The sequence below is a fragment of the Pseudoduganella sp. UC29_106 genome (assembly GCF_044055365.1).
In the GTDB taxonomy this organism is placed as follows: domain Bacteria; phylum Pseudomonadota; class Gammaproteobacteria; order Burkholderiales; family Burkholderiaceae_D; genus Rugamonas.
In genome coordinates this window covers 5,944,798-5,970,559 of sequence record NZ_CP171977.1, presented here as the reverse complement: position 1 = coordinate 5,970,559, position 25,762 = coordinate 5,944,798, and the positions used below count along the sequence as shown (strand labels likewise).

Annotated in this window: 22 protein-coding genes and 4 pseudogenes; 20 read left to right on the top strand and 6 right to left on the bottom strand. The window is 63.0% G+C overall.

Annotated elements, in window-relative coordinates; all coding sequences use genetic code 11:
- The first annotated feature begins 541 nt into the window (after positions 1 to 541).
- The 3 genes from ACHMW6_RS29730 to ACHMW6_RS29720 are packed head-to-tail and all read left to right on the top strand — an operon-like array spanning position 542 to position 2,092.
- Positions 542 to 1,003: a methylated-DNA--[protein]-cysteine S-methyltransferase gene (locus ACHMW6_RS29730; protein WP_395408747.1), complete on the top strand. Its 462-nt coding sequence runs from the start codon at positions 542 to 544 to the stop codon at positions 1,001 to 1,003.
- A complete protein-coding gene (gene xerD / locus ACHMW6_RS29725; protein WP_395402424.1) occupies positions 979 to 1,881 on the top strand; it encodes a site-specific tyrosine recombinase XerD in 903 nt (300 codons plus the stop codon). The genes ACHMW6_RS29730 and xerD overlap by 25 nt, the downstream gene beginning before the upstream one ends.
- Before the next feature lie 37 nt (positions 1,882 to 1,918).
- Positions 1,919 to 2,092: a hypothetical protein gene (locus ACHMW6_RS29720; RefSeq protein WP_395402422.1), complete on the top strand. Its 174-nt coding sequence runs from the start codon at positions 1,919 to 1,921 to the stop codon at positions 2,090 to 2,092.
- Positions 2,093 to 2,178: 86 nt separating this feature from the next.
- Here the strand turns inward: ACHMW6_RS29720 and ACHMW6_RS29715 are convergent, their stop codons facing one another.
- Both ACHMW6_RS29715 and ACHMW6_RS29710 read right to left on the bottom strand, forming a co-directional pair.
- Positions 2,179 to 5,364: an efflux RND transporter permease subunit gene (locus ACHMW6_RS29715; RefSeq protein WP_395402420.1), complete on the bottom strand. Its 3,186-nt coding sequence runs from the start codon at positions 5,362 to 5,364 to the stop codon at positions 2,179 to 2,181.
- Positions 5,365 to 5,368: 4 nt separating this feature from the next.
- Positions 5,369 to 6,571: an efflux RND transporter periplasmic adaptor subunit gene (locus ACHMW6_RS29710; RefSeq protein ID WP_395402418.1), complete on the bottom strand. Its 1,203-nt coding sequence runs from the start codon at positions 6,569 to 6,571 to the stop codon at positions 5,369 to 5,371.
- Positions 6,572 to 6,841: 270 nt separating this feature from the next.
- On the opposite strand from ACHMW6_RS29710, the gene ACHMW6_RS29705 reads away from it, so the two are divergent.
- Together ACHMW6_RS29705 and ACHMW6_RS29700 are read left to right on the top strand one after the other, a co-directional pair.
- Positions 6,842 to 7,528, top strand: coding sequence for a PAS domain-containing protein (locus ACHMW6_RS29705; protein WP_395402416.1), 687 nt, complete (start codon positions 6,842 to 6,844; stop codon positions 7,526 to 7,528).
- Positions 7,419 to 9,209, top strand: a complete 1,791-nt coding sequence (locus ACHMW6_RS29700) for a putative bifunctional diguanylate cyclase/phosphodiesterase (protein ID WP_395402414.1) — start codon at positions 7,419 to 7,421, stop codon at positions 9,207 to 9,209. Before ACHMW6_RS29705 ends, ACHMW6_RS29700 begins: the two co-directional genes overlap by 110 nt.
- 75 nt (positions 9,210 to 9,284) lie before the next feature.
- On the opposite strand, the gene ACHMW6_RS29695 is transcribed toward ACHMW6_RS29700, so the two are convergent.
- Positions 9,285 to 10,244 (bottom strand): endonuclease/exonuclease/phosphatase family protein, encoded by a 960-nt coding sequence (locus ACHMW6_RS29695; RefSeq protein ID WP_395402412.1) that lies wholly within the window; start codon positions 10,242 to 10,244, stop codon positions 9,285 to 9,287.
- A gap of 39 nt (positions 10,245 to 10,283) precedes the next feature.
- Here ACHMW6_RS29695 and ybaK point away from each other — a divergent pair, with 39 nt between their 5' ends.
- From ybaK to ACHMW6_RS29665, 6 genes and pseudogenes are all read left to right on the top strand, one after another.
- A complete protein-coding gene (gene ybaK, locus ACHMW6_RS29690; RefSeq protein WP_395402410.1) occupies positions 10,284 to 10,775 on the top strand; it encodes a Cys-tRNA(Pro) deacylase in 492 nt (163 codons plus the stop codon).
- 122 nt (positions 10,776 to 10,897) lie between these two features.
- Positions 10,898 to 11,511 (top strand): annotated as a pseudogene (gene plsY / locus ACHMW6_RS29685) (glycerol-3-phosphate 1-O-acyltransferase PlsY).
- 57 nt (positions 11,512 to 11,568) lie between these two features.
- Positions 11,569 to 12,216, top strand: coding sequence for a DsbA family oxidoreductase (locus ACHMW6_RS29680; protein WP_395402408.1), 648 nt, complete (start codon positions 11,569 to 11,571; stop codon positions 12,214 to 12,216).
- Between the two features lie 111 nt (positions 12,217 to 12,327).
- Positions 12,328 to 13,371: a diguanylate cyclase gene (locus ACHMW6_RS29675; protein ID WP_395402406.1), complete on the top strand. Its 1,044-nt coding sequence runs from the start codon at positions 12,328 to 12,330 to the stop codon at positions 13,369 to 13,371.
- A gap of 19 nt (positions 13,372 to 13,390) precedes the next feature.
- A complete protein-coding gene (locus ACHMW6_RS29670) occupies positions 13,391 to 13,681 on the top strand; it encodes a DUF427 domain-containing protein (protein ID WP_395402404.1) in 291 nt (96 codons plus the stop codon).
- Positions 13,682 to 13,768: 87 nt separating this feature from the next.
- On the top strand, positions 13,769 to 14,980 hold the full coding sequence (locus tag ACHMW6_RS29665) for a metal-dependent hydrolase (protein ID WP_395402402.1): 1,212 nt from the start codon (positions 13,769 to 13,771) through the stop codon (positions 14,978 to 14,980).
- Here ACHMW6_RS29665 and ACHMW6_RS29660 read toward each other — a convergent pair.
- Positions 14,977 to 15,829: pseudogene (locus ACHMW6_RS29660) on the bottom strand (oxidoreductase). The gene ACHMW6_RS29665 and the pseudogene ACHMW6_RS29660 sit on opposite strands and share 4 nt — an antisense overlap.
- A 120-nt stretch (positions 15,830 to 15,949) precedes the next feature.
- Here ACHMW6_RS29660 and ACHMW6_RS29655 point away from each other — a divergent pair.
- The 6 genes and pseudogenes from ACHMW6_RS29655 to ACHMW6_RS29630 all read left to right on the top strand — a co-directional run bounded on the left by ACHMW6_RS29655 (position 15,950) and on the right by ACHMW6_RS29630 (position 20,874).
- On the top strand, positions 15,950 to 16,867 hold the full coding sequence (locus ACHMW6_RS29655) for a LysR family transcriptional regulator (RefSeq protein ID WP_395402400.1): 918 nt from the start codon (positions 15,950 to 15,952) through the stop codon (positions 16,865 to 16,867).
- Between the two features lie 2 nt (positions 16,868 to 16,869).
- Positions 16,870 to 16,995, top strand: a pseudogene (locus tag ACHMW6_RS29650) (LysR family transcriptional regulator); the annotation flags it as partial.
- A gap of 100 nt (positions 16,996 to 17,095) precedes the next feature.
- Positions 17,096 to 17,800: a LysR substrate-binding domain-containing protein gene (locus tag ACHMW6_RS29645; RefSeq protein WP_395402398.1), complete on the top strand. Its 705-nt coding sequence runs from the start codon at positions 17,096 to 17,098 to the stop codon at positions 17,798 to 17,800.
- A gap of 109 nt (positions 17,801 to 17,909) precedes the next feature.
- On the top strand, positions 17,910 to 19,142 hold the full coding sequence (locus ACHMW6_RS29640) for a CmpA/NrtA family ABC transporter substrate-binding protein (RefSeq protein ID WP_395402396.1): 1,233 nt from the start codon (positions 17,910 to 17,912) through the stop codon (positions 19,140 to 19,142).
- Positions 19,143 to 19,151: 9 nt separating this feature from the next.
- Positions 19,152 to 20,084: a nitrate ABC transporter permease gene (gene ntrB, locus ACHMW6_RS29635; RefSeq protein WP_395402394.1), complete on the top strand. Its 933-nt coding sequence runs from the start codon at positions 19,152 to 19,154 to the stop codon at positions 20,082 to 20,084.
- 1 nt (position 20,085) lies between these two features.
- Positions 20,086 to 20,874 (top strand): ABC transporter ATP-binding protein, encoded by a 789-nt coding sequence (locus tag ACHMW6_RS29630; RefSeq protein WP_395402392.1) that lies wholly within the window; start codon positions 20,086 to 20,088, stop codon positions 20,872 to 20,874.
- Between the two features lie 428 nt (positions 20,875 to 21,302).
- Here ACHMW6_RS29630 and tsaD read toward each other — a convergent pair.
- Positions 21,303 to 22,334 (bottom strand): annotated as a pseudogene (tsaD, locus tag ACHMW6_RS29625) (tRNA (adenosine(37)-N6)-threonylcarbamoyltransferase complex transferase subunit TsaD); the annotation flags it as partial.
- A gap of 76 nt (positions 22,335 to 22,410) precedes the next feature.
- Between tsaD and ACHMW6_RS29620 the strand changes: the two are divergent.
- Together ACHMW6_RS29620 and ACHMW6_RS29615 are read left to right on the top strand one after the other, a co-directional pair.
- Positions 22,411 to 23,052, top strand: a complete 642-nt coding sequence (locus ACHMW6_RS29620; RefSeq protein WP_395402390.1) for a GntR family transcriptional regulator — start codon at positions 22,411 to 22,413, stop codon at positions 23,050 to 23,052.
- 11 nt (positions 23,053 to 23,063) lie between these two features.
- Entirely contained in the window at positions 23,064 to 23,537 is a 474-nt protein-coding gene (locus ACHMW6_RS29615; RefSeq protein ID WP_395402388.1) for an OsmC family protein, read from the top strand.
- A 125-nt stretch (positions 23,538 to 23,662) separates the two neighbouring features.
- Here ACHMW6_RS29615 and ACHMW6_RS29610 read toward each other — a convergent pair whose 3' ends face one another.
- The gene (locus ACHMW6_RS29610) at positions 23,663 to 24,724 is read right to left on the bottom strand and encodes a 3-deoxy-7-phosphoheptulonate synthase (RefSeq protein WP_395402386.1); all 1,062 of its coding nucleotides are present in this window, start codon (positions 24,722 to 24,724) and stop codon (positions 23,663 to 23,665) included.
- Positions 24,725 to 24,798: 74 nt separating this feature from the next.
- Here ACHMW6_RS29610 and ybiB point away from each other — a divergent pair, with 74 nt between their 5' ends.
- Complete coding sequence (gene ybiB, locus ACHMW6_RS29605; RefSeq protein WP_395402384.1) at positions 24,799 to 25,749, top strand: DNA-binding protein YbiB; 951 nt, start codon at positions 24,799 to 24,801, stop codon at positions 25,747 to 25,749.
- The last annotated feature ends 13 nt before the right edge of the window (positions 25,750 to 25,762 follow it).

The window sequence follows — 25,762 nt, the reverse complement described above, 5'->3', positions numbered from 1 at the left end:
TCCTCACATCTTTTATAGTTTTAACCCGGAGGGCTCCGGGCTTGTCACAAACTTATTATTGTTGCCCAAGGGTTGGCAATTGCGGTTACTACTATGTTGACGCGGGTTTACCACAGTTTTTATGGTCGCGGCGACAATTGCATTTCAATAACAACAAAAAAAGAAAAGTGGACAAATTCTGTGACAGATCAGTTATGATGGCGTCGCTCCCAAACGGTGCAGAACGAATATAAAAATGCACCAAGGTAGCAACGAATACGTAAGTTAGTGGGGAGTGGTACATAACAACGGTAGCCAATACCGCGGATATATTGAGGAGACGACGCAGCTCACAGTAATGCCGTTAGACCACCGCCTTAGCGGGGCTAAACGGCCGGGGCCGCGACCAAATTTAAAAACGCACCCATCGGTGCGTTTTTTTTTGCCCTCCGCGGCCGGGTGCTGTAGCATCAATACCACAGTGTCGAGTGGAGTGAATGTGACCAGAATACAACAGGCGAGCGAGCTGTTTTCCGCCATCGTCCATGTGCCTTTCGGGGCCATGGGCATCCGTACCGCGGGCGCGGTCGTGACTGAATTGTTCTACCTGCCGGGCAGCTATGCCGAGAAGGCGCCGGCCGATGCGCTGTCGGAAAAAGCGGCGCAGCAAGTGCTCGCTTACTGTGCGGACGCCGACTTCCGGTTCGACCTGCCGCTGGCCCGCCTCGGCAGCGATTTCCAGCGCCGCGTGTGGGATACCATCTGCGAAATCTCGCGCGGCGAGCTGCGTACCTACGGCGAGCTGGCGAAGCACCTTGGTTCGCATCCGCGTGCCGTGGGCCAGGCTTGCGGCGCCAATTACTTCCCGCTGGTGATTCCTTGTCACCGCGTGACGGCCGCGCAAGGCTTGGGCGGCTTTGCGGGCGACGATGACCAGAACGGTTTCACGCTGGGTGTGAAGCGCTGGCTGCTGGCGCATGAGGGCCACCAAGAGTATCAATGGCAGCAGACAACCTTGCTCTGATCGACGAGTTCGTCGACAGCCTGTGGCTGGAGGATGGGCTGTCGAAAAATTCCCTGGATGCCTACCGGCGCGACATGCGCCTGTTCGCGCGCTGGCTCGAAGTGGCGCGGCCTGCGGTCGGCGGCCTGCTGAGCGTGACCACGCCGGATATCGACGCCTATTTCGCGGCCCGGCATGAAGAGACCAAGGCCAGCTCATCCAACCGCCGGCTGTCGGTGCTGAAGCGCTTCTATCAGCTGGCGCTGCGGCAAAAGCATATCAATGAAGACCCCTGCCTGAAGCTATCGTCTGCGAAGCAGCCGCTGCGCTTCGTCAATACGCTGAGCGAAGCGCAGGTGGAAGCGCTGCTGGCGGCGCCCGATTTGCGCACGCCGCTGGGTATCCGCGACCGCACCATGCTGGAGCTGATGTATGCCAGCGGACTGCGCGTGTCTGAACTGGTGGCGCTGAAGACGCTCGAGCTCAGCATGAACGACGGCGTGCTGCGCATCACGGGCAAGGGCGCGAAAACCCGCCTGGTGCCTTTTGGCGAGCAGGCGCGGCTGTGGATCGAGCGCTACCTGCGCGAAGCGCGCGGCGCCATCCTGGATGGCCAGCAGGACGACGCCCTCTTCGTCACCGGACGCGGCGGTCCGATGACGCGGCAGATGTTCTGGGTGGTTGTGAAGAAATGTGCGCAAAAGGCTGAGATTACGGCGCCTTTGTCGCCGCACACGCTGCGCCACGCCTTTGCCACCCATTTGCTCAACCATGGAGCGGACTTGCGCGTGGTGCAGTTATTGCTGGGCCACTCCGATATATCAACTACTCAAATCTACACGCACGTGGCACGCGAGCGCCTGAAGCATTTACATGCGGCACATCATCCTCGCGGTTGAAAATTTGCGCTAATGTATGACTTAGGAGGTCAAAGCCATGGCGAAGACGAATTTCCAGTACGAAAAACGGCAGCGCGAGTTGGAAAAGAAGCGCAAGCAGGAAGAGAAGGCCAAGCGCAAGCTCGAAGCCAAGCACCATCCCGCCTCCGAGCAGGAGGCCGATGAAGCCGGCTACGAAACGAGCGAAACCGACACCACCGCGCCCGAATAAATGCCAATGGGGTCAGGCACGAAATGCTACACGGGCTGAACCGTGTGCCACGGTTCAGCCCGTGTAGCATTTCGTGCCTGACCCCATCAGAGAATAAAGCCGCCGTTACGTCCGCGCAGCGCGTGGACAGCTCGGGCGAACCGGTTACGCGACCTCGGCCACGTTGTCCTTTTCCACTGCAACCGGACCGGCTTCCGGGTTGTTGCGCCGCAGCCAGCGCCGTACGCGCTTGCCCAGCTATCCAGATATGTGTATGCGACCGGCACCACCACCAAGGTCAGCAAGGTGGACGTGATCACGCCGCCGATCACGGCGCGCCCCATCGGCGCCTGCGTTTCGCCGCCGTCGCCCATGCCGATCGCCATCGGCAGCATGCCGAAGATCATGGCCAGCGTCGTCATCAGGATCGGACGCAGGCGCACCTGGCCCGCGGCCATGATGGCGTCGCGCTGGCTCATGCCGTCGCGCTGGCCGTGGTTGGTGAAGTCCACCAGCAGGATGGCGTTCTTGGTCACGAGGCCCATCAGCATGATCACGCCGATCACGGAGAACACGTTCAGCGTGGAGCCGGTCACCAGCAGCGCCACCAGCACGCCGATCAGGGACATCGGCAGCGACATCATGATCGCGATCGGCTGCAGGAAGCTGCCGAACTGCGAGGCCAGCACCAGGTAGATGAAGATCACGGCGATGCTCAGCGCGGTGATGGCGCCGTTCATCGTTTCGGCCATCTGCTGCGCATTGCCGGCGACGTCGAAGCGCACGCCGTCCGGCAGCTTGATCGAGTCGATCGCCTTCTTCACGTCGGAATCGACATCGCCTGCAGGACGGCCTTCGGTGGCGGCAAAGATTGCCACGCGGCGCTGCAGGGCCTGGCGCTTCAGCACCTGTGGGCTGAACGAGGGAACGAAGCTGACCACCTGGCGCAGCGGCACCATGACCGGGTTGCCATTCGCATCGGTCTTGCTGGAAGCGATCGACAGGTCGGCCAGGTCCATCACGCGCTGGCGCCCCGATTTCGGCAGCTGCACGTTGACTTCATAATTCTGGCCATCCTTCGCCAGCCAGTAGCTCACCTGCTCGCCGCCGACGAAGGGACGCATGGCGGCGCCGATCTGCTGCACGGTCAGGCCAAGGTCGCTGGCCAGTTCATTATTGATCTTGATCATGGTCGACGGGCTGGCGCCTTCCTGGCTGTATTCCAGGTCCGCCACGCCGCGGATCTTGCGCATCTTCTCCATCAGCTCCTTCGCGGTCGCATCCAGCTTTGCTTCATCGGTGCCGAGGATGGCGATGAAGATCGGCTTGTTACCGGCGGACATCGTGATGCCCGGCACGGAGGCCAGCCTTGCGCGCATGGCTTTCTCCAACTGCTGCTGCGTGCGGCGATGCGTCTTGTGCGCGTCGGTCAGGCGCATATTGATCTCGGAGGTGTGGCGGCCCTGCCAGGTCACCACGTTGGACTGCATGGTGTCGATTTCCGGGAACTCCGCCTTCAGGATCTGTTCGACCTGCAGCGTCTTGGCCGAGTTGTATTCCAGGCTGGAGCCGACCGGCACCTTGAACACGAGATTAATCCAGCCTTGGTCCGTTTCCGGGAACATCTCGCCGCCGATCTTGGGCACCAGCGGCAGGCTGCCCGCGAAGACGGCAAAGGCAATCGCCAGCGTGGACTTGCGCCAGTTCAGCGCAATCGCCAGCACTTTGCCGTACAGGACGTGCAGCTTCTCCACCTGGTGCTCGATGCCTTCCATGATGCGGCCCAGCCAGGGCACATACTTGAAGCGGTCCTTGACCGGGTCGTGCCATACGGAGGACAGCATCGGGTCCAGCGTGAATGACACGAACAGCGACACCATCACGGCCACGGCCACGGTCACGCCGAACTGCAGGAAGAAGCGGCCGATGATGCCGTCCATGAAGGCCACCGGCACGAACACGGCGACAATCGCAAAAGTGGTCGCCATCACGGCCACGCCGATTTCATTGGTGCCGTCTTCCGCCGCCTGGCGGTGGTGCTTGCCGAAACCCAGGTGGCGCACGATGTTCTCGCGCACCACGATGGCATCGTCGATCAGCAGGCCAATGCACAGGGACAGCGCCATCAGCGTTAGGAAGTTCAGCGTGAAGCCAAAGGCCTTCATGGCGATGAAGCTGGCCAGCACGGCGATCGGCAGGGTCAGGCCGGTAATGATGGTCGAGCGCCAGGAGTGCAGGAAGAGGAACACTATCACCATCGTCAGCACGGCGCCTTCGATGATGGTGCGCTTGACGTTGTCCACCTGGCTTTGCACGCGGTCAGACTGCGAATCGACGACGCGCACCTTGATATCGGGCGGCAGCGTCTTCTGCATTTCTTCTGCCACCTTGATGATGCCGCGGCCCACTTCAACCACGTTCGCATCCTGCACCTTGGTGACCTGCAGCGAGATGGCGCGCTTGCCGTTGACGCGCGAGATCGATTCTTCCTCTGCCTCGCCGTCGAACACTTCGGCCACCTGGTCCAGGTAGACCGGGCCATTGGCGCGGCGCGCCACGATGATCTTGTTGAAGTCGGCGGCGTCTTTCAGCTTGCCTTCCACGCGCACCAGGTCTTCGTGCACATCGTGGGTGATGCGGCCGGCGGGCAGGTTGGTGTTCGAGTTCTGGATGGCGCGGATCACTTCATCCACGCCCACGCCATGCGCCGTCATTTCATTCGGCTTCAGACTGACCTGCAGCTGGCGCTTGGTGGTGCCGAACACGCGCACCTGGCCGACGCCGGGCACGCCCTGGAAGCGCTTGGCCAGGATCTGGTCCGTCATCGTGGACAGCTCGCGCAGGCTGCGCGTATCGGAGCTGATGGTCAGGTGGACGATGGGCTGGTCGTTCTCGCCCTCGGCGCGCGCAATGAAGGGGTCCTTCGCTTCGCGCGGGAAGCGCGGGCGCACCAGGGCGATCTTGTCGCGCACATCCTGCATGGCGCGGTCCATATTGGTGCGCAATTCGAATTCGACATAGACGCCGGACTTGCCTTCCCAGGAATTGGCTCGGATGGTCTTCACGCCGCTGACGGTGTTGACGATGTCTTCGATGGGGCGTGTGATGTCGTTCTCCACTGCCTCCGGCGAAGCGCCCGGATACTGCACTTCGATGGCGGCAAAGGGGAACTGCACATTGGGCATGCTTTCAACGCCCAGCTTCTTATAGGAAGCGATGCCGAGCACCATCAGCGCCACCATCACCATGGTGGCAAAGACGGGCTGGCGGATCGAGATCTTGGTGATCCACATGGCCTCAGCCCCGCACCGGCGACGCCGGCTTGTTCTGCGCCGTGCTGGCGGCAGGGGTGGACATCTTCACTTTCGCGCCCGGCTTCACGCCTTCCAGCTTGGCGATGATGATGTTGGCGCCGCTGGCGACGCCTTCGGTCACCTGCACATAGCCTTCATCCTCGTTGCGCAGGCCAATGGTGATTGGGCGCGCCACCACCTTGCCGTCCACGATCTGGTAGACGAACTGCTTGCCGTTTTCCTCGCGCAGCGCGGCCAGCGGCACGACCGGCGCTTCCGCACTGCGCTCGGTGGTGATGCTGCCCTTGGCGAACATGCCGCCGCGCAGGGCGCCGTCGGCATTGGCCACGCTGATGTATACCAGCATGGCGCGCGAGCCCGTTTCGGTGGTCGGATTGATGCGCGCCACCTTGCCCGTGAAGTCGCGGCCGGCGAAGCCGTCCACTTTGAAGTGGACCTCCTGGCCCGGCTTTACGCGCGGGATTTCGGTGGTGGGCACCTGGGCTTCCAGCGTCAGTTCGTTGAGGCTGACGATGGTGTAGACAGGCATGTCAGGCGCGACTTTGTCGCCCGCCTGAACATGACGTTTGGCGACGATTCCGCTGATGGGGGCGCGGATCACGCTGTCATTCAGCGCGATGCGGGCGATTTCCACCATGGCGGAAGCGGATTTGACGGATGCCCGGGCCAGGTCGACCGAGTTGGACATGCCATCGTAATTGGTCTGCGATATATATTTCTGCCCCAGCAGTGTGCGCGCATTGTTTTCGTTCTTGCGCGCCAGCTCCAGCTTGGCCTGGGCCTCGTCCATCATGGCCTGCTGCTGTTGCAGGCGCGCCTTCAGGTCCGCCTGGTCGAGCCGCACCAGCACCTGGCCGGCCTGCACGGCCGTGCCTTCGCGCACGCCGGATTCATGCACTTCGCCGGATACCTTGGAACGGATGGTCGCCTGCGCCACCGGCGCCAGGGAGCCGGACAGAGGCAGACTGACGGCCAGCGAACGCGTGCTGATAGCGGTCACATCGGCGCTGGCCAGCTCATACACGGGGTCTTTGGGAGCGGCCTTGGCCGCCGGTTGCGCTGCGGGGGACTTGGGCTGTGCATTCATCACAGTCCATCCTCCGCCCGCCAGGGCCAGCACCACTACCCCGATCAGGGGCGCGCGCCAGCGGGGACGGGATTTCAGGGGCAGGGTTATTGCTTTCATTATTGACTCATTTGTAAGAGTTGGCCGCTGCCTGCGGAATGGGATGGTGACACTTTATGTATTCACAAGGGAAGCAACCACGGGTATGCGATGAAGCGCGAAAAGCGACGGATGAAATGCAGAAAGCAAGGATGAAGCGCTCTTATTGATTTAGGTCAAAGGGTATTGCAGGGGAGCGGCAACAATGATGAAATGGGCCCGTCAGACTATCTTCCAGCTACCCGCTCTTCGGTCTCTCCCGCTCTTACGGCGCTGGAGCTGGTCGGTCACATGGTTTCGGCGCTGGAGTCGACGCCGCTGGTGGCCGTGTGCAGCATCGACCGCGATGGCGTGGTGCGCTTCTGTAATGCGTATTGCGCGGAATTGTGTGGACTGCCCAGCGAGCAGGTGGTCGGCCGCAAGCTGGCTGAGCTGCTGTCGCGTGGCGAGCGGCAGGATGAGCATGACCGCCTGCTGGCGGAAGTGTGGCGCAGCGGCCGTGTGGGGCCGGCGGGCGACTGGATAGTGCGCACGGCCGGTGGACGGGAGCTGTGCCTGGCCTCGGTGAAGATACCCGTGTCGCACGGCGGCCACCTTGACCAGATCGTCTGCATGGACGTGGACGTCACCGCGCGCCGGCCGGGCAGCGACACTATGCTTTCAGTCGCCAGCCATTTCGAGCAAATGTTCGCGCGCACCAGCGACGCCGTGCTGCTGCTGCGCGATGGCGTGATCGAGGAAGCCAATCCGGCCGCCGTGGCCCTGTTCAAATGCGCCAGCGCTGTGCGCCTGTGCGGGCGCCGGCTGGAGGATTTTCTCGCCGCTGCAACAGCCGGACGGCACCGCCTCCGCGCCCGCCGCCGCGGCAATGGTGCTGCGCGCGGCAGAGCATGGCAACAGCCGGGCCGAATGGTGCTATGTCGATTGCGAAGGCGGACAGTTCTGGGCCGAGGTCCTGCTGACGGCGATCGGCCTTGACCACCCGCAGCTGTTCTATACAGTGGTGCGCGACATTTCCGCGCGCAAGCAGAATGAACGCGCGCTGCACCTGGCGGCCCAGGTCTTCGAAAACAGCCAGGATGCCATCGTGCTGGCCGACCGCGGGCGTCACGTGATCGCCCTCAATCACGCGTACTCCACCATGACCGGTTTCGCCGTCGAAGACATGCTTGGCAAACCGGTCAGCGCTTTTCGTACCGGCCTGGAAGATGAAAATTTCTATCGCGAAGTATGGAAACGCATCGATGAAACTGATCACTGGCAAGGCGAGACCTGGGCACGGCGCAAGGACGGCGCGCTGTTCCCGGCCTGGGTCAGTATCACGGCCATTCGCGACGGTGCGGGGCGGGTCAGCAACTATATGGGCATCCTGTCCGATATCACTGAGCGCAAGAAGAGCGAGGAGCATACGCGCCATCTCGCGGAACACGATTTCCTGACCGACCTGCCGAACCGTGTGCTGCTGCTGGACCGTCTCAACCTGGCGTTGGCTTCGGCGCGCCGCCGCGGCGAGCAGCTGGCCATCCTCTTCCTTGACCTGGACCGCTTCAAGATCATCAACGATACCCTCGGCCATTCGCTTGGCGACCGCCTGCTAAAGGAAGTGGCGGGGCGGCTCGTGAAATGCGTGCGCGAGCAGGACACGGTCAGCCGCCATGGCGGCGATGAATTCATCATCATTCTCACCAATATCGGCAGCGCGGCGAGCGCCGCCCATGTGGCGGAAACGGTGCTGCGCGCCGTGGAGCAGGAATTTGTTCTGGACGAGCATGTGCTCCACATTTCCACGTCCATCGGCATCGCCATGTACCCGGCCGACGGCACGGACATAGATTCCCTCCTCAAGCATGCGGACATTGCCATGTACCACGCCAAGCAGGGCGGACGCGACACCGTGCAATTCTTCAGCAGCGAGATGAATGCGCGCGTGGTGGAGCGGGCGGGCATGGAGAACGGCTTGCGCCGTGCGCTGGCCGAGCAGCAGTTCGAGCTTGTGTTCCAGCCGGCGATCAGCATCCAGTCAGGCGAGGTGGTGGGCATGGAAGCGCTGCTGCGCTGGCGTCATCCGGAGCTGGGGCTGCTGCTGCCCGAGCGCTTCATTGAAGTGGCGCAGGATGCGGGGCTGATGGTCGGCATCGGCAACTGGGTGATGCACGAGGCTTGCCGGCAGGCGCGCAGCTGGCACGAGGAGGGCAGGGAGCTGGTGGTGTCGGTGAATGTGTCGAAGGCGCAGTTCCTGCACAAGGGGCTGCTGGAGAGTGTGCGCGATACGCTGGCGGTGTCCGGCCTGCCGGCGCGCTTCCTGGAGCTGGAGCTGACTGAGGACATCATCATGCACAGCGGCGCGCGCGGCGCCGAAATCCTGGATGCGCTGCACAAGCTGGGCGTGCGGCTGTCGATCGACGATTTCGGCACGGGCTATTCGCGCCTGGGGCAACTGAAGGATTATCCGATCGACCAGCTGAAGATCGCCCAGGCCTTCATGCACGGCGAGACCGATGCCACCGCCATCCGCACCATCATCGCCATGGCGCGCAGCATGCACATGACCGTGATCGCGGAAGGGGTTGAGAAGCCGGAGCAGCTGGAGCTACTGCGTTCACTGGGCTGTGACCTTTATCAAGGATTCCTGGCGGATCACGTAACGGCGGATCAATGATCCGCCCTACAGCCCTTCGGGCCGAAACCGTACGATCCGCCACGGCGCGTAGGGCGGATCATTGATCCGCCGTGCCTACCGGAGCCGCAGACGCACCAGCACCTGCCCATGATCCGAAGCCTCCGGCCTCTCCTGCCGCAAATGATCATTAAAATACGAAACATCCACCACCTCCCCAATCGCGCGTGGCGAGGACGGATTGAACTCCTCCGACACCAGCACATGGTCGATGGTTGAATAATGTCCCTCATGAATGCTCGTATACCCCACATGCCGCAAATGATCCTGTCTAAGCTGGATCTGGTTCGCGTCATATAAGCGTCCTCGCCGCTCCTCGGTCCCCAGCATATTCGAGCCGTTGCCCAGGACAATGGTCGTGGTCACGGCATCCGCCGTGTCATTAAAGTCCCCGAGAACGATGCAAGGCCGGCGCGACTCGCGCATCAACTTGCTGAGCATCACGCGCAGCGCTACCGCCTCGGTGCCGCGCCACACCAGGGAGCGCAGGCTGGCCATGGCGAATTGCAGCGGATCGTCGCCCGAATCGCCGCTGCGGTAATCGGGGCGGCGCGATTTCAGGTGGACCACGATCACATCCACGATGCGTTCGCCGGGCAGCACTACCTGGGCATGCAGGGGCGCGCGGGCAAAACGGTCGAAATCAGGGCCGCCGGAATCGCTGGGCACGTCCTCAGGGAAATTCGCATAGACGGTTGGCTCGCCCGCCAGCGGCAGGCGCGAGACCAGGGCCACATTGGGCGTCAGGCGGTCGGCACGGGGATCGGGATCGAAGCCGGCGTGAACCGCGTCGCGGTATTTCTGGGTGCGGGACAGGACGTCGCGCAGCGCTTCCTGGGAAAAGATTTCCTGGAAGCCGATCACGTCCGCATCGAGCTGGTCCAGCTGGTGGGCGATCCAGGTGGCCTTGGCATCGTATTCGGCTTCGGACAGGGGCAGCAGATTGTCGTACAGTTTCGCCCCCGGCGGGGCAAGGTTGCAGACATTGAAGGTGGCAAAGCGAATTTCTTCCTGCATAATGAGAAACTCCTTCCTGAGCACTTAGCGTATCACGGCATGGCAAAAAAAGAGCACATTTCCGAAACTCCGGCGACGGCTTTGCTGCGCAAGCACAAGGTTCCGTTCTCCGAGCACCCTTATGAATATGAAGAACACGGCGGCACCACGGTGTCCGCGCGCGAACTGGGCGTGGACGAACACCACGTCGTGAAAACCCTGGTGATGCAGGACGAAGCGGCCAAGCCGCTGATTGTGCTGATGCACGGCGACTGCAAGGTGTCGACGAAAAATCTCGCGCGCAATATCGGCTGCAAATCGGTCGAGCCGTGCAAGCCCGAGGTGGCGCAGCGCCATTCCGGCTACATGGTCGGCGGCACCTCGCCCTTCGGCACCAAGAAAGCGATGCCGGTTTACGTCGAGGAAAGCATCCTCGGACTAGAAACGATTTATATCAATGGCGGCCGCCGCGGCTTCCTGGTCGGCATCCAGCCGCGCGTGCTGACCGACGTCCTGTCCGCCAAACCGGTGAATTGCGCGCTGGCCGATTGACCGGTATAGTCGCTGCCGCCGCGCAATGCGCATCCGGTGCCAGGCACGTTTTGTTACATGAGCTCGTGTAGCATTTCGTGCCTGACCCCAAAATGATAAAAAGATAATTATTCAGGGGAAACATGAATACAGTCCTGCTCACCATTGCCGCCTATCTGATCGGCTCGATTTCGTTTGCCGTTGTCGTCAGCAAGTTTTATGGGCTGGATGATCCGCGCACTTATGGCTCGGGCAATCCGGGGGCGACGAATGTGCTGCGCAGCGGGAACAAGGGCGCGGCGATCTGGACGCTGATTGGCGATGCGTTCAAGGGCTGGATCGCCGTCTGGCTGACCATCCATTTCGCCGACCAGCTGGGCGCGGGTGACGCTACGATCGCGCTGGTCGCGATTGCCGTCTTCGTCGGCCACCTGTGGCCGGTGTTCTTCAAGTTCAAGGGCGGCAAGGGCGTGGCGACAGCGGCGGGCGTGCTGCTGGCGCTGAACGTGTGGCTGGGCGTGGCGACGCTGGTGACCTGGCTGGTGGTGGCTTACGCCTTCCGCTACTCCTCGCTGGCCGCGCTGGTGGCGTCCATCTTCGCGCCGTTCTACTACGGCCTGCTGTTCGGCGCCAGCCGCAGATGTTCGCGGTGCTGGTGATGAGCGGTCTGCTGATCTGGCGCCACGCCAAGAACATCGGCGATCTGATCGCGGGCAAGGAAAGCCGCATCGGCTCCAAGGGCAAGAAGAAGGTCTGACAGCGCCGCGCCGCACATTGTGCGAGAATGCCAGCTCCGCAATAGCTGGAGCTGGCCATGAACACTCCCATCCGTATCGACTTCGTTTCCGATGTCTCCTGCCCCTGGTGCGCGATCGGGCTGCATTCTCTCGAAACCGCACTGAACCGCCTTGGCGATAAGGTCAAGGCCGACATCCACTTCCAGCCTTTCGAGCTGAACCCTGCCATGGGTCCGGAAGGCCAGGACATCGTGGAGCACATCCAGCAGAAATACGGATCCACGCCAGCACAGCAGGAACAGGCCCGCAACATGATCCGCCAGCGCGGCGCCGACGTGGGCTTCGATTTCGCCCAGGGCGCCCGTACCCGCATCTACAACACCTTCGACGCCCACCGGCTGCTGCACTGGGCCGGCGAGCAGGGCAAGCAGGGCCAGCTGAAGCACGCACTGCTGGAAACCTACTTCACGAAGGGCGAGGACCCGAGCGATCACGAAGTGCTGGTGCGCGTCGCCGGCGAAGTCGGGCTGGACAAGGAAGCGGCTGCCGAAGTGCTGTCATCCGGACGCTACGCCGAGGAAGTGCGCGAAACGGAGCGCTTCTATCAGCGCAACGGTATCCACTCGGTACCAGCCATCATCATCAACGAGCGTCACTTGATTTCCGGTGGGCAACCACCCGAGGCGTTCGAGCAGGCGCTAAAGCAAATAGTAGCCTTGAAATAACATTCTTATCTCAGTTGCAACCTCTCCCGTTAGCGATATACTGTCAGTTGTAGCACCAGCAGCTCACAGATTCCACATAGAAGCGCGACGACGCTACACAGGGAGAGGCTCATGGCAGCCGCAGAACAGATCTTTACGCATTCCTATCCGCGTCCGCCGGACGACAAGCACCGCCTGGCCGCCTTGCACCGTTACGACGTGCTGGACGCGCCGTCCACCGAAGACTTCAGCTTCCTCACCGAACTGGCCGCCAAGGTCTGCGACGTGCCCTATGCCTTCATCACTCTGGTCGATGCCGAACAGGCCTATGTGAAGTCCTTCACCGGGCTGGAGCTGGGCAAGCTGCCGCGTGGCCAGTGCTATTGCTCGCTGGCCGTGCTGGGCGACGACGCCACCGAAATCTGCGACCTCACCAAGGATGCGCGCACCGCCCAGATGCCGCTGACGCTGGAAGCGCCCTTCATGCGCATGTACAGCAGCGTGCCGCTGACGTCCAGCGACGGCTATGCGATCGGCACCCTGTGCGTAATGAACACCAAGCCAGGCTGCCTCTCGACCAGCCAGCACGACATGTTGCGCCGCCTGGCGCGCCAGGTGATGTGCCTGATCGAGCTGCGCGCCAACGAAAAGGCACTGAAAGAGTCGCTGCGTGAACTGGAACTGCTGGCGACCACCGATGAGCTGACAGGCTTGCACAACCGCCGCTCGTTGATGCACCGCCTGAAATTCGAAGTGGCGCGCACACGCCGCTTCCGCACGCCGCTGTCGGCGGTGATGGTCGACCTGGACCATTTCAAGCAGATCAACGACCAGCACGGCCACATCGTCGGCGACGAGGTGCTGGCCGGGATCGGCAGGCTGATTCGCGAAAATGTTCGGGTAATTGACGTCGCGGGCAGGTACGGTGGCGAAGAATTGTGTATCCTTCTGCCGAACACGCCGCCGGAAGGCGCGCGCAAGTTCGCGGAAACGTTGCGGTCGAGGATAGAGGCTCAGGTGCACATGGACGGCGACCGCAAGGTGCCAGTCACTGCCAGCCTGGGGATCGGGTCCTTCAACCATATGGACATCGACGACGCCGACAACCTGCTGCGCCAGGCCGACGCGGCGCTGTACCTGGCCAAGCAGAATGGCCGCAACAGGGTGGAAGGTTGACACTTAAAGGAATCAGGGTATGCCCAAGGCAACATGGAATGGCGTGGTAATCGCCGAAGCGTCTGCCGACGAAGTCGAGATCGTCGAGCACAATGTGTACTTCCCGCCGGAGCGCGTGAAGAAGGAATTTCTGCAGGATAGCGCTCATACGACGATGTGCCCGTGGAAGGGTGTGGCCAGCTACTACAACGTGGTGGTGGATGGGCAGGTGAACGGTAATGCAGCCTGGTATTACCCGACGCCATCGGATGCGGCGAAAACGTTGAAGAATCGGATCGCGTTCTGGCATGGAGTAGAAGTCCAGCATTAAAAACCCACGGCGTGAACCTGGTGGCTGCCACACCGTGGCAGCCACCTGATTTATGCCTCTGGTTTTTTGTGGGGTAACATTGTGCAAATGGACAACATTACCCACACGTTCGTCGGCCTGGGCGTCGGCGAGCTGATTCAGCGCAGCCTGCTGCCCGAGGCCAGCAACGCGCGCCACCAAACCCGCCACCGACTGCTGCTGACCGCCTGCGCGCTGGCCAGCAATTTCCCCGACCTCGATCTCGTCCTGACGCATCAGTTGCCGCCGCCGCTCGGCTACCTGCTGCACCACCGCGGACACACGCACACGCTGCTTTACCTGCTGCCGCAAGCCATGCTGCTGCTGGCCGTGCTATGGGCGCTGTGGCCGAACGCCAGGATGCTGCTGCGCGAAAGCCGTCCCGCGCGCACGGGCCTGTTTCTGGCCACCGCCGCCGGCCTGCTGCTGCACATTACGATGGACTTCCTGAACTCCTACGGCGTCCACCCCTTCTATCCCTTCGAGCCGGACTGGTACTACGGCGACATGGTCTTCATCGTGGAGCCAGTGTTCTGGGTGGCGTTTGGCGTGCCGCTGGCACTGTCCATCCATTCGCGGGCGCGCTGGGTGCTGGTGGCGGGACTGTTCGCGGCACTGGCGTATTTCGCCATGCACGGCTTCCTGAACTGGGGATCGTTCGAAGCGCTGGCGGCGCTGGGTGGCGCCATTGCCGTACTGCGCATCATGCACATGCACAGCCGCCGCGCGCTCGCGCTGGCGCTGGCGATCTGCGTGGCTTTCGTCGGCGTGCAGTTCGCTGCCTCGCAGGCTGGACGCGCCCAGCTCACGCGCCATCTCGCCACCCTTGACCCGTCGTCGCGCGTGGTGGACATCGCCATGACCGCCTTCCCTGCCCAGCCTCTGTGCTGGTCCTACGCTTCAGTGGAAGCCAACGAGGCCGCCGCTACCTACCGGCTGCGGCGGGGCACCATCAGCATCGCGCCGGGCTGGCTGCCGGTCGAAGGTTGCCCGCCGGCGCTGCAGTCGCGCGGCGGCGGCGAATCGCACTGGGAAGGCAGCCTGGCCACGCTGCGCGAGCTGGCCGCCGGTAACTGCGAACTCAATGCCTGGCTGCGCTTTGCACGCATCCCGCAGGTGGACAGGGAAGTGGCCAGCGACCAGCGCTTCGCCGCCACCCCGCGCGGCAACTTTACCACGCTGGAAATGGCGGACCCAGGAAAGCGTGCCTGCCCGCAGGGCGTCCCACAATGGGGCATGCCCCGCGCCGACCTGCTGGCCGGCGCGGGCGGGAGACATTAAGCGGCCTGCTTCACCGGCTCGAAGTCGGTGGACAGCGCCACGTCCATCCACTGCGTCATCTCCTGCTCAACGAAGCGGTTCTTTTTCGCGCACGCGGGCCACGGTATCGCTGCCCAATTGCAGGCGCACCGGCGGCTTTTCGGCATCGACCAGCTTCATCATCGCCTGCGACAGCTTGGCGGGATCGCCCGGCTGCTGGTGATTCGCGCCCTCCGCGAAGGTGCGCATCGCGCCCACGGTTTCCGCATAGTCTTCGATCACCAGGCCGGTCTTGACCAGCGACGTCGCATCAAGGAAGTCGGTGCGGAAGAAGCCCGGCTCCACCACGGTCACATGGATGCCCAGCGGCGCCAGTTCCGCCGCCATGCCTTCGCTCAAGCCTTCCACCGCGAACTTGGTCGAGCCGTACACGCCCCAGCCATAGTAGGCGCTGTAGCCGCCGATCGAGGAAATATTGATCACATGGCCACTACGCTGCTTGCGCATTTGGGGCAGCACGGCACGGGTCACGTTCAGCAGGCCGAAGACATTGGTTTCATACTGCTTGCGCACTTCGTCGGCGGAAGCTTCTTCCACCGCGCCGAGCAGGCCGTAACCGGCGTTGTTGACCAGCACGTCGATGCGGCCGAAGCGCTCTATCGCTTGCTGCGCGGCGACGATGGCGGCGGCTTCCTTGGTCACGTCGAGGTTCACGGCCAGCAGGTTGGGGTGCTTGCCCAGGGTCTCGGTCACGCTCTGCGCATTGCGCGCCGTCGCCACAACATAGTCACCGCGCGCCAGGGCGTCGCGAGCGAACAGGGAACCGAAACCGCGGGAAGCGCCAGTGATGAACCAGACTTTGTTTGCCATGATGTTTCTCCTTAAGAGAGGAATGTGATTGGGATGAGGGAAGTGTAGGCGCCCGTGACCTGCTACACTAGCCATAGGAAAGATGTTTGATTTTCACCTTTTGGTTGTAAATCGATTTGCATGGACAAAGCCCGCGTCATCACCATCTTCATCGGCGTTGTGCAGGCCGGCTCCTTCAGCCAGGCCGCCGTGGAAGCCGGACTCTCCGCGCAGGCGGTCAGCAAGGCCATACGCCAGCTGGAGGATTACCTGGGCGTGCGCCTGTTCCACCGCACCACGCGCAGCCTGAGCCTGACGGACGAAGGCCAGCGCCTGTTTGAACTGGCCAACCCCGGCCTGCGCCTGCTCGATGAGGCGCTGGACAATATCCAGAACAGCCGCGAAGCCGTCGATGGCCTGATCCGCGTGGCGGCGCCCACGTCGCTCGGCACCATCGTGCTGGCGCCGCTGATCGCCGAATTCCAGCAGCAGTACCCGGCAGCCCACTTCGACCTGCAACTGGCCGACCAGTTCACGGACCTGATCTCGGCCAAAATCGACGTCGGCTTCCGCGCCGGGAATCCGCCCGAGCGCAACCTGGTCGCGCGCCATATCGGCGACATCGCCCTGAATATCGTGGCGGCGCCCAGCTATATAGAGCGCCACGGCGCCCCAAAGCACATCGGCGACCTGCACAAGCACCGCTGCACCGGGTTCCGCCACCCGAACACCGGGCGGCTGCTGCCGTGGGAGCTGAAAGGCGAGGGCGGCACCATCTATGAAGACATCCCCTGCGTGGCCAGCTTCAACACCGCCGAAAGCGAAGTGCAGGCCGTGCGCGCGGGCGTGGGCATCGGCCAGCTCGCCCTCTATATGTTGGGCGACGATCTCGATACGGGCCGGCTGGTGCAGCTGCTGCCGCAGCAGGTGGCCTCCGGCGGCGGTGTCTATATGTATTACGCGCAGCGCACGCGCATGCCGCTGCGCGTGCGCCACTTCATCGACTTCATGGCCGAACGTGCGCCGGCCCTGCTGCCGAAATCGCGCAAGGGGAGATAGTCATGGACAGACTTTATTTGATGACCGTATTTGTCGCCGTGGCTGAAGAGCAGGGCTTTGCTGCGGGCGCGCGGCGGCTGGGCATGTCGCCGCCGGCCGTCACGCGCGCCATCGCTGCGCTGGAGGATCGGCTGGCGGTCAAGCTGCTGGACCGCACCACGCGCCATGTGCGCGTGACGGGAAGCGGGCCAGCGCTATCTGGACGATGCGCGCCGCATCATCGCCGAAATGGACGAAGCCGACGAAGCGGTGCAGGGCATCAACGCTGCGCCGCGCGGCCACCTGATGGTGACGGCGCCCATGCTGTTTGGCCGCATGTATGTCACGCCCGGCATCGTGGACTTCCTGCAGCGCTATCCCGGCATGGAAGTAAGTACTTTATTTGTCGACCGCGTGACGAACCTGCTGGAAGAGGGCATCGACGTTGGCGTGCGCATCGGCGAACTGCCTGATTCCACGCTGCGCGCGGTGCGCGTGGGCGAGGTGCGGCGCGTGCTGGTTGCGTCGCCCGAGTATCTGGCGCGGCATGGGGCGCCGCAGAAGCCGCAGGACCTGGCGCAGCATGCGGTCGTCTCTTCCTCCGGTTCCAGCGCTCCTGTGGAGTGGCGCTTCAATGATGGCGGTCGCGCCTTGTCCCTGCGCCCGTCCGCGCGGCTGAACGTGAACACCAATGACGCAGCCATCGAAGCCGTGAAGGCGGGCTTCGGCATTGCGCGCCTGTTGTCCTACCAGTCGGCAGCCCTGGTGGCGAGTGGCGAGCTGCAGCTGGTGCTGGAGGCATTCAGCACGCCGCCTGTGCCTATCCATATCGTGCACCGCGATGCGCGGCAAGGCTCCGCGCGGGTGCGTTCCTTTGTCGACCTGATGGCCGCACGCCTCCGCGCGGAGCCTGGGCTGCACCCTCATGGTGCGGCGCACAACAGCAGTGCCTGAAATTCACGCCTGATACCGCTCCCCACACCTTAAATCCCCTGGCACGCTGCTTGCAATAACAGGCGTAGGACCGGCATCCGCTGGTTATTCGCTACGGGGACGAGAGAAGATGGACGAAAAATTCAGCCTGACCCGCCGCAGCCTGTTGAAGGCCGGCGCCGCCACCGCACTGACGGGACTCGCGACGCAAGGGGCATGGGCCGCAGGCTCGGACAAGCCGGAGAAGGAAGAGGTCAAGGTGGGCTTCATCCCTCTGACGGACTGCGCATCGGTGGTGATGGCGTCCGTGCTGGGCTTCGACAAGAAATACGGCATCAAGATCATCCCCAGCAAGGAAGCTTCCTGGCCCGCAGTGCGCGACAAGCTGGTAAACGGCGAACTCGATGCGTCCCACGTGCTGTATGGTCTGATCTATGGCGTGCATCTCGGCGTGGGCGGCCCGAAGAAGGATATGGCCGTGCTGATGAACCTGAACCACAATGGCCAGGCCATCACGCTCTCCAAAAAGCTTGCAGATAAAGGCGCCGTGGATGGCCCGTCTTTGGCAAAGCTGATGAAGACGGACCAGCGCGAATACTCCTTTGCGCAGACCTTCCCGACCGGCACCCACGCGATGTGGCTCTATTACTGGCTGGCGACCTACGGCATCAATCCAATGCAAGACGCAAAGGTGATCACCGTGCCGCCGCCGCAGATGGTGGCCAATATGCGCATCGGGAATATGGACGGCTTCTGCGTGGGCGAGCCCTGGAACCATCGCGCCATTGCCGACGGCGTCGGCATCACGGCAACGACCACGCAGGAGATCTGGCGCGACCATCCGGAGAAGGTGCTGGGCACCAGCGCTGAATGGGTGAAGAAGTATCCGAACACTGCGCGTGCGCTCGTTGCCGCAATTCTCGATGCGAGCCGCTGGATCGATGCCTCTTTGTCCAATAAAGTGAAGATGGCTGAAACGATTGCCGACAAGTCCTATGTGAACACGTCGGTGGACGTGATCGGCCAGCGCATCCTGGGCCGCTACCAGAATGGGCTGGGCAAGACCTGGGATGATCCGAACTATATGAAGTTCTTCAATGACGGTGCGGTTAACTTCCCTTATCTGTCCGATGGCATGTGGTTCCTCACGCAGCAGAAGCGCTGGGGACTGCTGAAGAGCGATCCGGATTACCTGGCCGTTGCCACGCAGGTCAACCAGATCGATGTCTACAAGGATGCAGCCGCGCTGGCCAAGGTCAGCGTGCCGAAGTCGCCGCTGCGCACCGTGAAGATGGTCGACGGCGCTGTGTGGGATGGCAAGAACCCCAAGGCCTACGCCGAATCCTTCAAGATCAAGGCATAAGGAGCTTACATGAATGCTATCCTCACCCGCGTCGGCGCAGCGCCACCCGCGCCGGCCGCCACCGCGGCGCCCGTGCCTGGCGCCGCCGCCAGCGTGTCCGCCGCTGCCGAGCCATCTTCCTCCACGCCGCCGGCCGCCAATGACGCCGCTGCGCCGCGCAGCGCCCGCAGCCTCCGCCCCTTTATCTTGCAAGCTCTCCCGCCGCTAATGGGCCTGGCGTTGCTGGTGCTCGCCTGGCAAATCCTCGCCACGCAAAACAGCGCCTTCCCCACGCCCCTGCAAACCTGGGACGAGGCGGTGAAGATGTTCTCCGATCCCTTCTATCGCAAGGGCCCGAACGACCAGGGCATAGGCTGGAACGTGCTTGCCTCGCTGCGGCGGGTCGCACTGGGCTTCGGCCTTGCCGCAGCAGTCGGCATTCCGCTCGGCTTCATCATCGGCCGGTTCAAGTTCGCCTACGGCATGTTCAGCCCCATCATCAGCCTGCTGAAGCCTGTGTCGCCGCTGGCCTGGCTGCCGATTGGCCTGCTGGTGTTCAAGGCCGCCGATCCGGCCGCGATCTGGGCCATCTTCATCTGCTCCATCTGGCCGATGATCGTCAACACTGCCGTGGGCGTGCAGCGTGTGCCGCAGGACTACCTGAACGTGGCGCGCGTGCTGAACCTGAGCGAATGGAAGGTGCTCACCAAGATCCTGATGCCCGCCGTGCTGCCTTACATGCTGACCGGCGTGCGTCTCGCCATCGGTACGGCGTGGCTGGTGATCGTGGCCGCTGAAATGCTGACGGGCGGCGTGGGCATCGGCTTCTGGGTCTGGGATGAATGGAACAACCTGAACGTGCCGCACATCCTGATCGCGATCGCCGTGATCGGCATCGTCGGCCTGCTGCTGGAAGTTGCGCTGGTAACGCTGGCGAAAGCCGTCACCTATGAGGAGAACTGATATGGGCAAGTTCATCGACATCAGCAATGCGGACATGAGCTTCGGCCGCTTCCAGGCCCTGAGCAATGTGAACCTGCAGGTGGAGCAGGGTGAGTTCATCACCCTGATCGGACACTCGGGCTGCGGCAAGTCCACGCTGCTCAACCTGATCGCGGGCCTGACCAAGCCGACCAGCGGCGCGCTGATCTGCGCCGGACGCGAAATCGATGGCCCGTCGCCGGAGCGCGCCGTCGTATTCCAGAATCATTCGCTGCTGCCCTGGCTGACCTGCTTCGAAAACATCCACCTCGCCGTGGAGCGCGTCTTCGGCGGCAAGGAATCGCGCAAGCAGCTGGACGAGCGTACCTGGAAGGCGCTGGAGCTGGTGAACCTCGTTGCGGCCGGTGGCAAGCGTCCCAACGAAATCTCGGGCGGCATGAAGCAGCGTGTGGGCATTGCACGGGCGCTGTCGATGGAGCCCAAGGTGCTGCTGATGGACGAACCCTTCGGCGCGCTCGATGCGCTCACCCGCGCGCACCTGCAGGATGAACTGATGCGCATCGTGTCCGCCACCGGCGCCACGGTGGTGATGGTCACGCATGATGTGGACGAAGCCGTGCTGCTGTCAGATCGCATCGTAATGATGACGAACGGGCCGGCGGCGACCATCGGCGAGATCGTGAAAGTGCGCCTGGACCGCCCGCGCGACCGCCTGGCGCTGGCGCAGGATCCGCTCTATATCGATTATCGGACCAGCGTATTGGAGTTCTTGTATCACCGTCAGAAACGGCCGGTTGCACAAGCCGCGTAACCGGCAGGCACGGCGGATCAAACGATCCGCCCTACGCGTTTCGAGGCGCACAGGATCGGTGAATTTGCCCCGGTGCGTAACGCATTTCGAGGCGCACAGGGTCGGCGAATCTGCCCCGGTGCGTAGGGCGGATCATTGATCCGCCGTGCTTCCGTCGCCTGCGGCTCCGTTATTGTCGATAGGAAACAACACCAGTGTGGCAGCCCGCGCCACTAGCTGCTACATTGTGTCTATACAAGGAGAACAGCAGCATGAACCACGAAGTACAGCAAGCGGCAGCACCCCAGGAGGACAAGCGTGCCGGCAAGCCCCGCCGCACCGAGCGCGTTGAATCGCGCATCGATCTGCGTCATAAAGGCATGAAAACCAAAGTAGCGGCCGGCGGATTGCTGGCGCTGGTGGGCCTGGCAGCCGTATTGTTCGCTTAAAATAACGCGCAATTCGTCCAGCGGCCAGCGCGGACGGACATTGAACGCGTAATCCCGCTGCGCCGCCTGTGGATTGATCCGCAGGCGCATGGCGCCGGCGAAGGCGATCATCGCCCCGTTATCCGTGCAGAATTCCAGTTCCGGGTAATACACCCGAAACTTCTTCTTGGCCGCCGCCGCATTCAGCGAAGCGCGCAGCTGCTGGTTCGCGCCCACGCCGCCGGCAATCACCAGGCGCTTCAGGCCGGTCTGCTTCAGCGCGGCCAGGCATTTGGCCGTCAGCACATCCACGATCGCATCGACGAAGCCGCGTGCGATATTGGCCTTGTCCTGCTCGCAGACATTGGCCGCGCCCTCGTTCTTCTTCACTACCGTCAGCACCGCCGTCTTCAGGCCGGAGAAGCTGAAATTCAAATCCTTCGAGTGCAGCATGGGGCGTGGCAGCTTGTACGCTTCCGGATCGCCGAATTCGGCCAGGCGCGAAATCGCAGGACCGCCAGGATAGCCCAGGCCCAGCAACTTGGCGGACTTGTCGAAGGCTTCGCCTGCCGCGTCATCCAGCGTTTCGCCCAGCAGCTCATACTGGCCCACGCCGTCCACGCGCATCAGCTGCGTATGGCCGCCTGACACAAGCAGCGCGACGAAGGGGAATTCCGGCGGCTCGGACGCCAGCAGCGGCGAGAGCAAATGGCCTTCCAGGTGGTGCACGCCCAGCACGGGCTTGTCCAGCGCCATGCCCAGGCTGCAGGCGATCGACGAGCCGACCAGCAGGGCGCCGGCCAGGCCGGGACCTTGCGTGTAGGCGATAGCGTCGATCTGGGCCGGCGCGATGGCGGCGGTCTTCAGCACCTGTTCCAGCAGCGGGATCGCGCGGCGGATATGGTCGCGCGACGCCAGTTCCGGCACCACGCCGCCGTATTCCTCGTGCATCGCCACCTGCGAATGCAGGGCGTGCGACAGCAGGCCGCGGTCCGTGTCATACAGGGCCAGGCCGGTTTCGTCACAGGAGGATTCAACGCCAAGAACGATCATGGATTTGCTGGAAATGGATCAGGGGAATCTGCTATTTTACCTTGCAATTGAGTGTATACGTGTATACAGTTAACTCATGACACGAACTGCTCCACCACGGTCCCAGGGCGGACCGACCATCCTGGCCGCACTGCGCGAGTCCATCATCAGCGGCGCGCTGGCGCCCGGCGTGTTGCTGCGCCAGACCGAGCTGGCCGAGGAATTCGGCACCAGCCGCATTCCTGTGCGCGAGGCGCTCAATTCGCTGCAGGCCGAAGGGCTGGTGCAGATCGAGCCGAATCGCGGCGCTTATGTGACCACCCTGTCCGCCGACGAGCTACGCGAAATCTTCGACCTGCGCGTGCTGCTGGAGGCGGACGCGCTGCGTCACGCCGTGCCGCTGCACAGCGAGCGTTCCTTGCGGCGCGTGGAAGCCGTGCAGCATGAGCTGGATGCGGAGACGGCGCCCGCGGAGTGGGTGCGTCTCGACCGCGCCTTTCACGACGCGCTGTACGAGCCGGGCGGACGTCCCCGCACGCTGCAGATGATTGCCAGCCTGCGCGATGCCGTGCAGCGCTTCTATCTCGCGCGGCTTGGACCGGAATCGCGCCGTCCCGGCTGGAACGAGGAGCACAATAATCTGATCGCACAGGTGCGCGCGGGCGATGCGGATGCTGCCTGCGCTACGCTCGCCGCCCACCTGCGCCATACCGAAGAAATCGCGCTGGCCGCGCTATAAGGAGATTTGCCATGTCCATCCACACCGCCGAAATTGCGTGGCATCGTCATGATGCTGTCTTTACCGATAACCGCTACAGCCGCCTGCATAAATGGACGTTCGACGGCGGCGCCGTGGTGCCGGGCTCCAGCTCACCGCACGTGGTGCGCGTGCCGCTCAGCGAGCCGACGGCTGTTGATCCGGAGGAGGCTTATGTGGCGGCGCTGTCCAGCTGCCATATGCTGTGGTTCCTGAACCTGGCGGCGGTGGAGGGGTTTGTGGTGGATAGCTATGTCGATCAGGCTGAGGGGCTGATGGCGCGCAATGACGAGGGGAGGGATGCGATGACGGTGGTGACGCTGAAGCCGATCGTTACCTTCAGCGGAGAGAAGGCGCCGACGGATGCGGCGCTGGAACAGCTGCATCATGCGGCGCATGAGAGCTGTTTTTTGGCTAGTTCGGTGAAGACACAGATTTTAGTGGCGGGGAGTTGGATCTACCACTGAGTTGAGACGGCGGATCAATGATCCGCCCTACGCGCCGTCGACGGGGATGCGGGGCATGATCATCCGACACGGCGTAGGGCGGATCATTGATCCGCCGTGCATGGGTCGCCCGAGGCGGGGGCTGATTACAACGGACGTGCGCGCAATTCGCGATCCGCATCCTTCAACATTTTCACGGTCGTTTCCCAATCGATGCAGCCATCGGTCACGGAGCAACCGTACTTCAACTGGGACAAATCGGCCGGGATCTTCTGGCTGCCGCCGACGATGTTGGACTCGATCATCACGCCCACCAGCGACTTATTGCCGTGCACGATCTGGTTGACCACGTCCGTCATCACCAGCGGCTGCAGCTCGGGCTTCTTGTAGCTGTTGGCGTGCGAGCAGTCGACCACGATATTGGCCGGCAGCTTGGCCTTTTCCAGCGCCTGCTCGGCGATGGTCACGGAAACGGAGTCATAGTTCGGACGGCCGTCGCCGCCGCGCAGCACCACGTGGCCGTGGCGGTTGCCGCGGGTGCGCACGATGGACACCGACCCCTGGCTGTTAATGCCCAGGAAGGCGTGCGGATTGGAGGCGGACATGATCGCGTTGATGGCGATGGTGATATCGCCGTCCGTGCCGTTCTTGAAGCCCACAGGCGTGGACAGGCCGGACGACATCTCGCGGTGCGTCTGCGATTCCGTGGTGCGCGCGCCGATCGCGGTCCAGGCAATCAGGTCGCCCAGGTATTGCGGTGAGATCGGGTCCAGCGCCTCGGTGGCGGTCGGCAGGCCCAGTTCGCAGACATCCAGCAGGAACTGGCGCGCGCGCTCCATGCCCACGTCCACGCGGAAGGAATCGTCCATGAACGGATCGTTGATATAGCCCTTCCAGCCGGTGGTCGTGCGCGGCTTCTCGAAATACACGCGCATCACCAGCAGCATGGTTTCCTTCACTTCCTCCTGCAGCGCCTTCAGGCGGCGCGCATAGTCCAGGCCCGCGACCGGGTCGTGGATGGAGCAGGGGCCCACGACGACGAAGAGGCGCTTGTCTTTGCGGTCCAGGATATTGCGCAGGTCTTCGCGGCCCTTGGTCACGGTGTCGGAAGCGGCGTCGGTCAGCGGCAGCTTCGCGTGCAGTGCCTCGGGAGTGGGCATGGACGCGAAGGAGGTGACGTTAATATTTTCAAGGTCTTGTGCAATCATGATGGCTCGGCTTCCTGGCTGGATATTCGCTTGGGGATCATCTAGTTTAGCCGAAATGCCGTAAACTGGCAGACATGACAACCCACGACCCATTCCCAACGGCCCGCTTCATCAAGGAAATCGGCCGCGGCGCGAAAGGCGCCCGCAGCATGAGCCGCGATGAAGCGCGCGAACTCTGGACGGCCATTCTCGACGGCCGCGTGTCCGACCTCGAGCTCGGTGGCATTCTGCTATCGATGAGGATCAAAGGCGAATCGGTGGAGGAACTGGAGGGCTTCCTGGAAGCGTCCGAGTCCTCCTTTCCGCGGCTGCGCGCACCGGCGGGCGAATACGCTCCCGTCGTTATCCCCAGCTACAACGGCGCGCGCAAGCTGCCGAACCTGACGGCGTTGCTGGCCATGTTGCTGGCGCGCGAAGGCGTACCCGTACTGGTGCATGGCGTGGCACATGATGTGGGACGCGTGGCGACGGCCGAGGTGTTCGAGGCCCTGGGCGTTCATGCGGCCGGCTCGCACGCTGAGGCCGAGGCTGCGCTGGCTGGCGGACACGTCAGCTTCATCACGATCGAGGCGCTGGCGCCGCGGCTGGCGTGGATGCTGTCCCTGCGCCGCATACTCGGAGTGCGCAACTCGACGCATACGCTGGTGAAGATCATGCAGCCGTTTGAAGGGCCGGCGCTGCGGCTGGTGTCCTACACGCATCCCGAATATCTCGAAACGCTGGGCGAATACTTCCAGCAGGCTGCGCCGCACGAGCGCGGACACGCCTTCCTCATGCGCGGCACCGAAGGCGAGACGGTCGCCAATGCCAACAAAGCGCAGAAGATCGACTGGTTCCACGACGGCGAGCGCACGGTGCTGGTCGAAAAGCAGTTGCTGGTCGAAAGTCTGCCCGTCCTCCCCGAAGGCAAAAGTGCCGCCTCCACCGCCGGCTGGATCGCCGCCGTCCTGCGCGGCGAAATTCCCGTCCCCGACTCCATCGCCCAGCAAGCCGCCCACTGCAAAGAAGTCGCCCGCCTTATCTAAATGGGGTCAGGCA

Coding starts and splice junctions, on each gene's coding strand:
- ACHMW6_RS29710 (WP_395402418.1), bottom strand. CDS start 6,571: ATGAAAGCAATAACCCTGCCCCTGAAATCCCGTCCCCGCTGGCGCGCG.
- ntrB (WP_395402394.1), top strand. CDS start 19,152: ATGAATGCTATCCTCACCCGCGTCGGCGCAGCGCCACCCGCGCCGGCC.
- ACHMW6_RS29680 (WP_395402408.1), top strand. CDS start 11,569: ATGAACACTCCCATCCGTATCGACTTCGTTTCCGATGTCTCCTGCCCC.
- ACHMW6_RS29645 (WP_395402398.1), top strand. CDS start 17,096: ATGGACGAAGCCGACGAAGCGGTGCAGGGCATCAACGCTGCGCCGCGC.
- ACHMW6_RS29675 (WP_395402406.1), top strand. CDS start 12,328: ATGGCAGCCGCAGAACAGATCTTTACGCATTCCTATCCGCGTCCGCCG.
- ACHMW6_RS29695 (WP_395402412.1), bottom strand. CDS start 10,244: ATGCAGGAAGAAATTCGCTTTGCCACCTTCAATGTCTGCAACCTTGCC.
- ACHMW6_RS29665 (WP_395402402.1), top strand. CDS start 13,769: ATGGACAACATTACCCACACGTTCGTCGGCCTGGGCGTCGGCGAGCTG.
- ACHMW6_RS29720 (WP_395402422.1), top strand. CDS start 1,919: ATGGCGAAGACGAATTTCCAGTACGAAAAACGGCAGCGCGAGTTGGAA.
- ACHMW6_RS29655 (WP_395402400.1), top strand. CDS start 15,950: ATGGACAAAGCCCGCGTCATCACCATCTTCATCGGCGTTGTGCAGGCC.
- ACHMW6_RS29640 (WP_395402396.1), top strand. CDS start 17,910: ATGGACGAAAAATTCAGCCTGACCCGCCGCAGCCTGTTGAAGGCCGGC.
- ACHMW6_RS29620 (WP_395402390.1), top strand. CDS start 22,411: ATGACACGAACTGCTCCACCACGGTCCCAGGGCGGACCGACCATCCTG.
- ACHMW6_RS29700 (WP_395402414.1), top strand. CDS start 7,419: ATGGTGCTGCGCGCGGCAGAGCATGGCAACAGCCGGGCCGAATGGTGC.
- ybiB (WP_395402384.1), top strand. CDS start 24,799: ATGACAACCCACGACCCATTCCCAACGGCCCGCTTCATCAAGGAAATC.
- xerD (WP_395402424.1), top strand. CDS start 979: ATGGCAGCAGACAACCTTGCTCTGATCGACGAGTTCGTCGACAGCCTG.
- ACHMW6_RS29615 (WP_395402388.1), top strand. CDS start 23,064: ATGTCCATCCACACCGCCGAAATTGCGTGGCATCGTCATGATGCTGTC.
- ACHMW6_RS29715 (WP_395402420.1), bottom strand. CDS start 5,364: ATGTGGATCACCAAGATCTCGATCCGCCAGCCCGTCTTTGCCACCATG.
- ACHMW6_RS29610 (WP_395402386.1), bottom strand. CDS start 24,724: ATGATTGCACAAGACCTTGAAAATATTAACGTCACCTCCTTCGCGTCC.
- ACHMW6_RS29670 (WP_395402404.1), top strand. CDS start 13,391: ATGCCCAAGGCAACATGGAATGGCGTGGTAATCGCCGAAGCGTCTGCC.
- ACHMW6_RS29705 (WP_395402416.1), top strand. CDS start 6,842: ATGGTTTCGGCGCTGGAGTCGACGCCGCTGGTGGCCGTGTGCAGCATC.
- ybaK (WP_395402410.1), top strand. CDS start 10,284: ATGGCAAAAAAAGAGCACATTTCCGAAACTCCGGCGACGGCTTTGCTG.
- ACHMW6_RS29730 (WP_395408747.1), top strand. CDS start 542: ATGGGCATCCGTACCGCGGGCGCGGTCGTGACTGAATTGTTCTACCTG.
- ACHMW6_RS29630 (WP_395402392.1), top strand. CDS start 20,086: ATGGGCAAGTTCATCGACATCAGCAATGCGGACATGAGCTTCGGCCGC.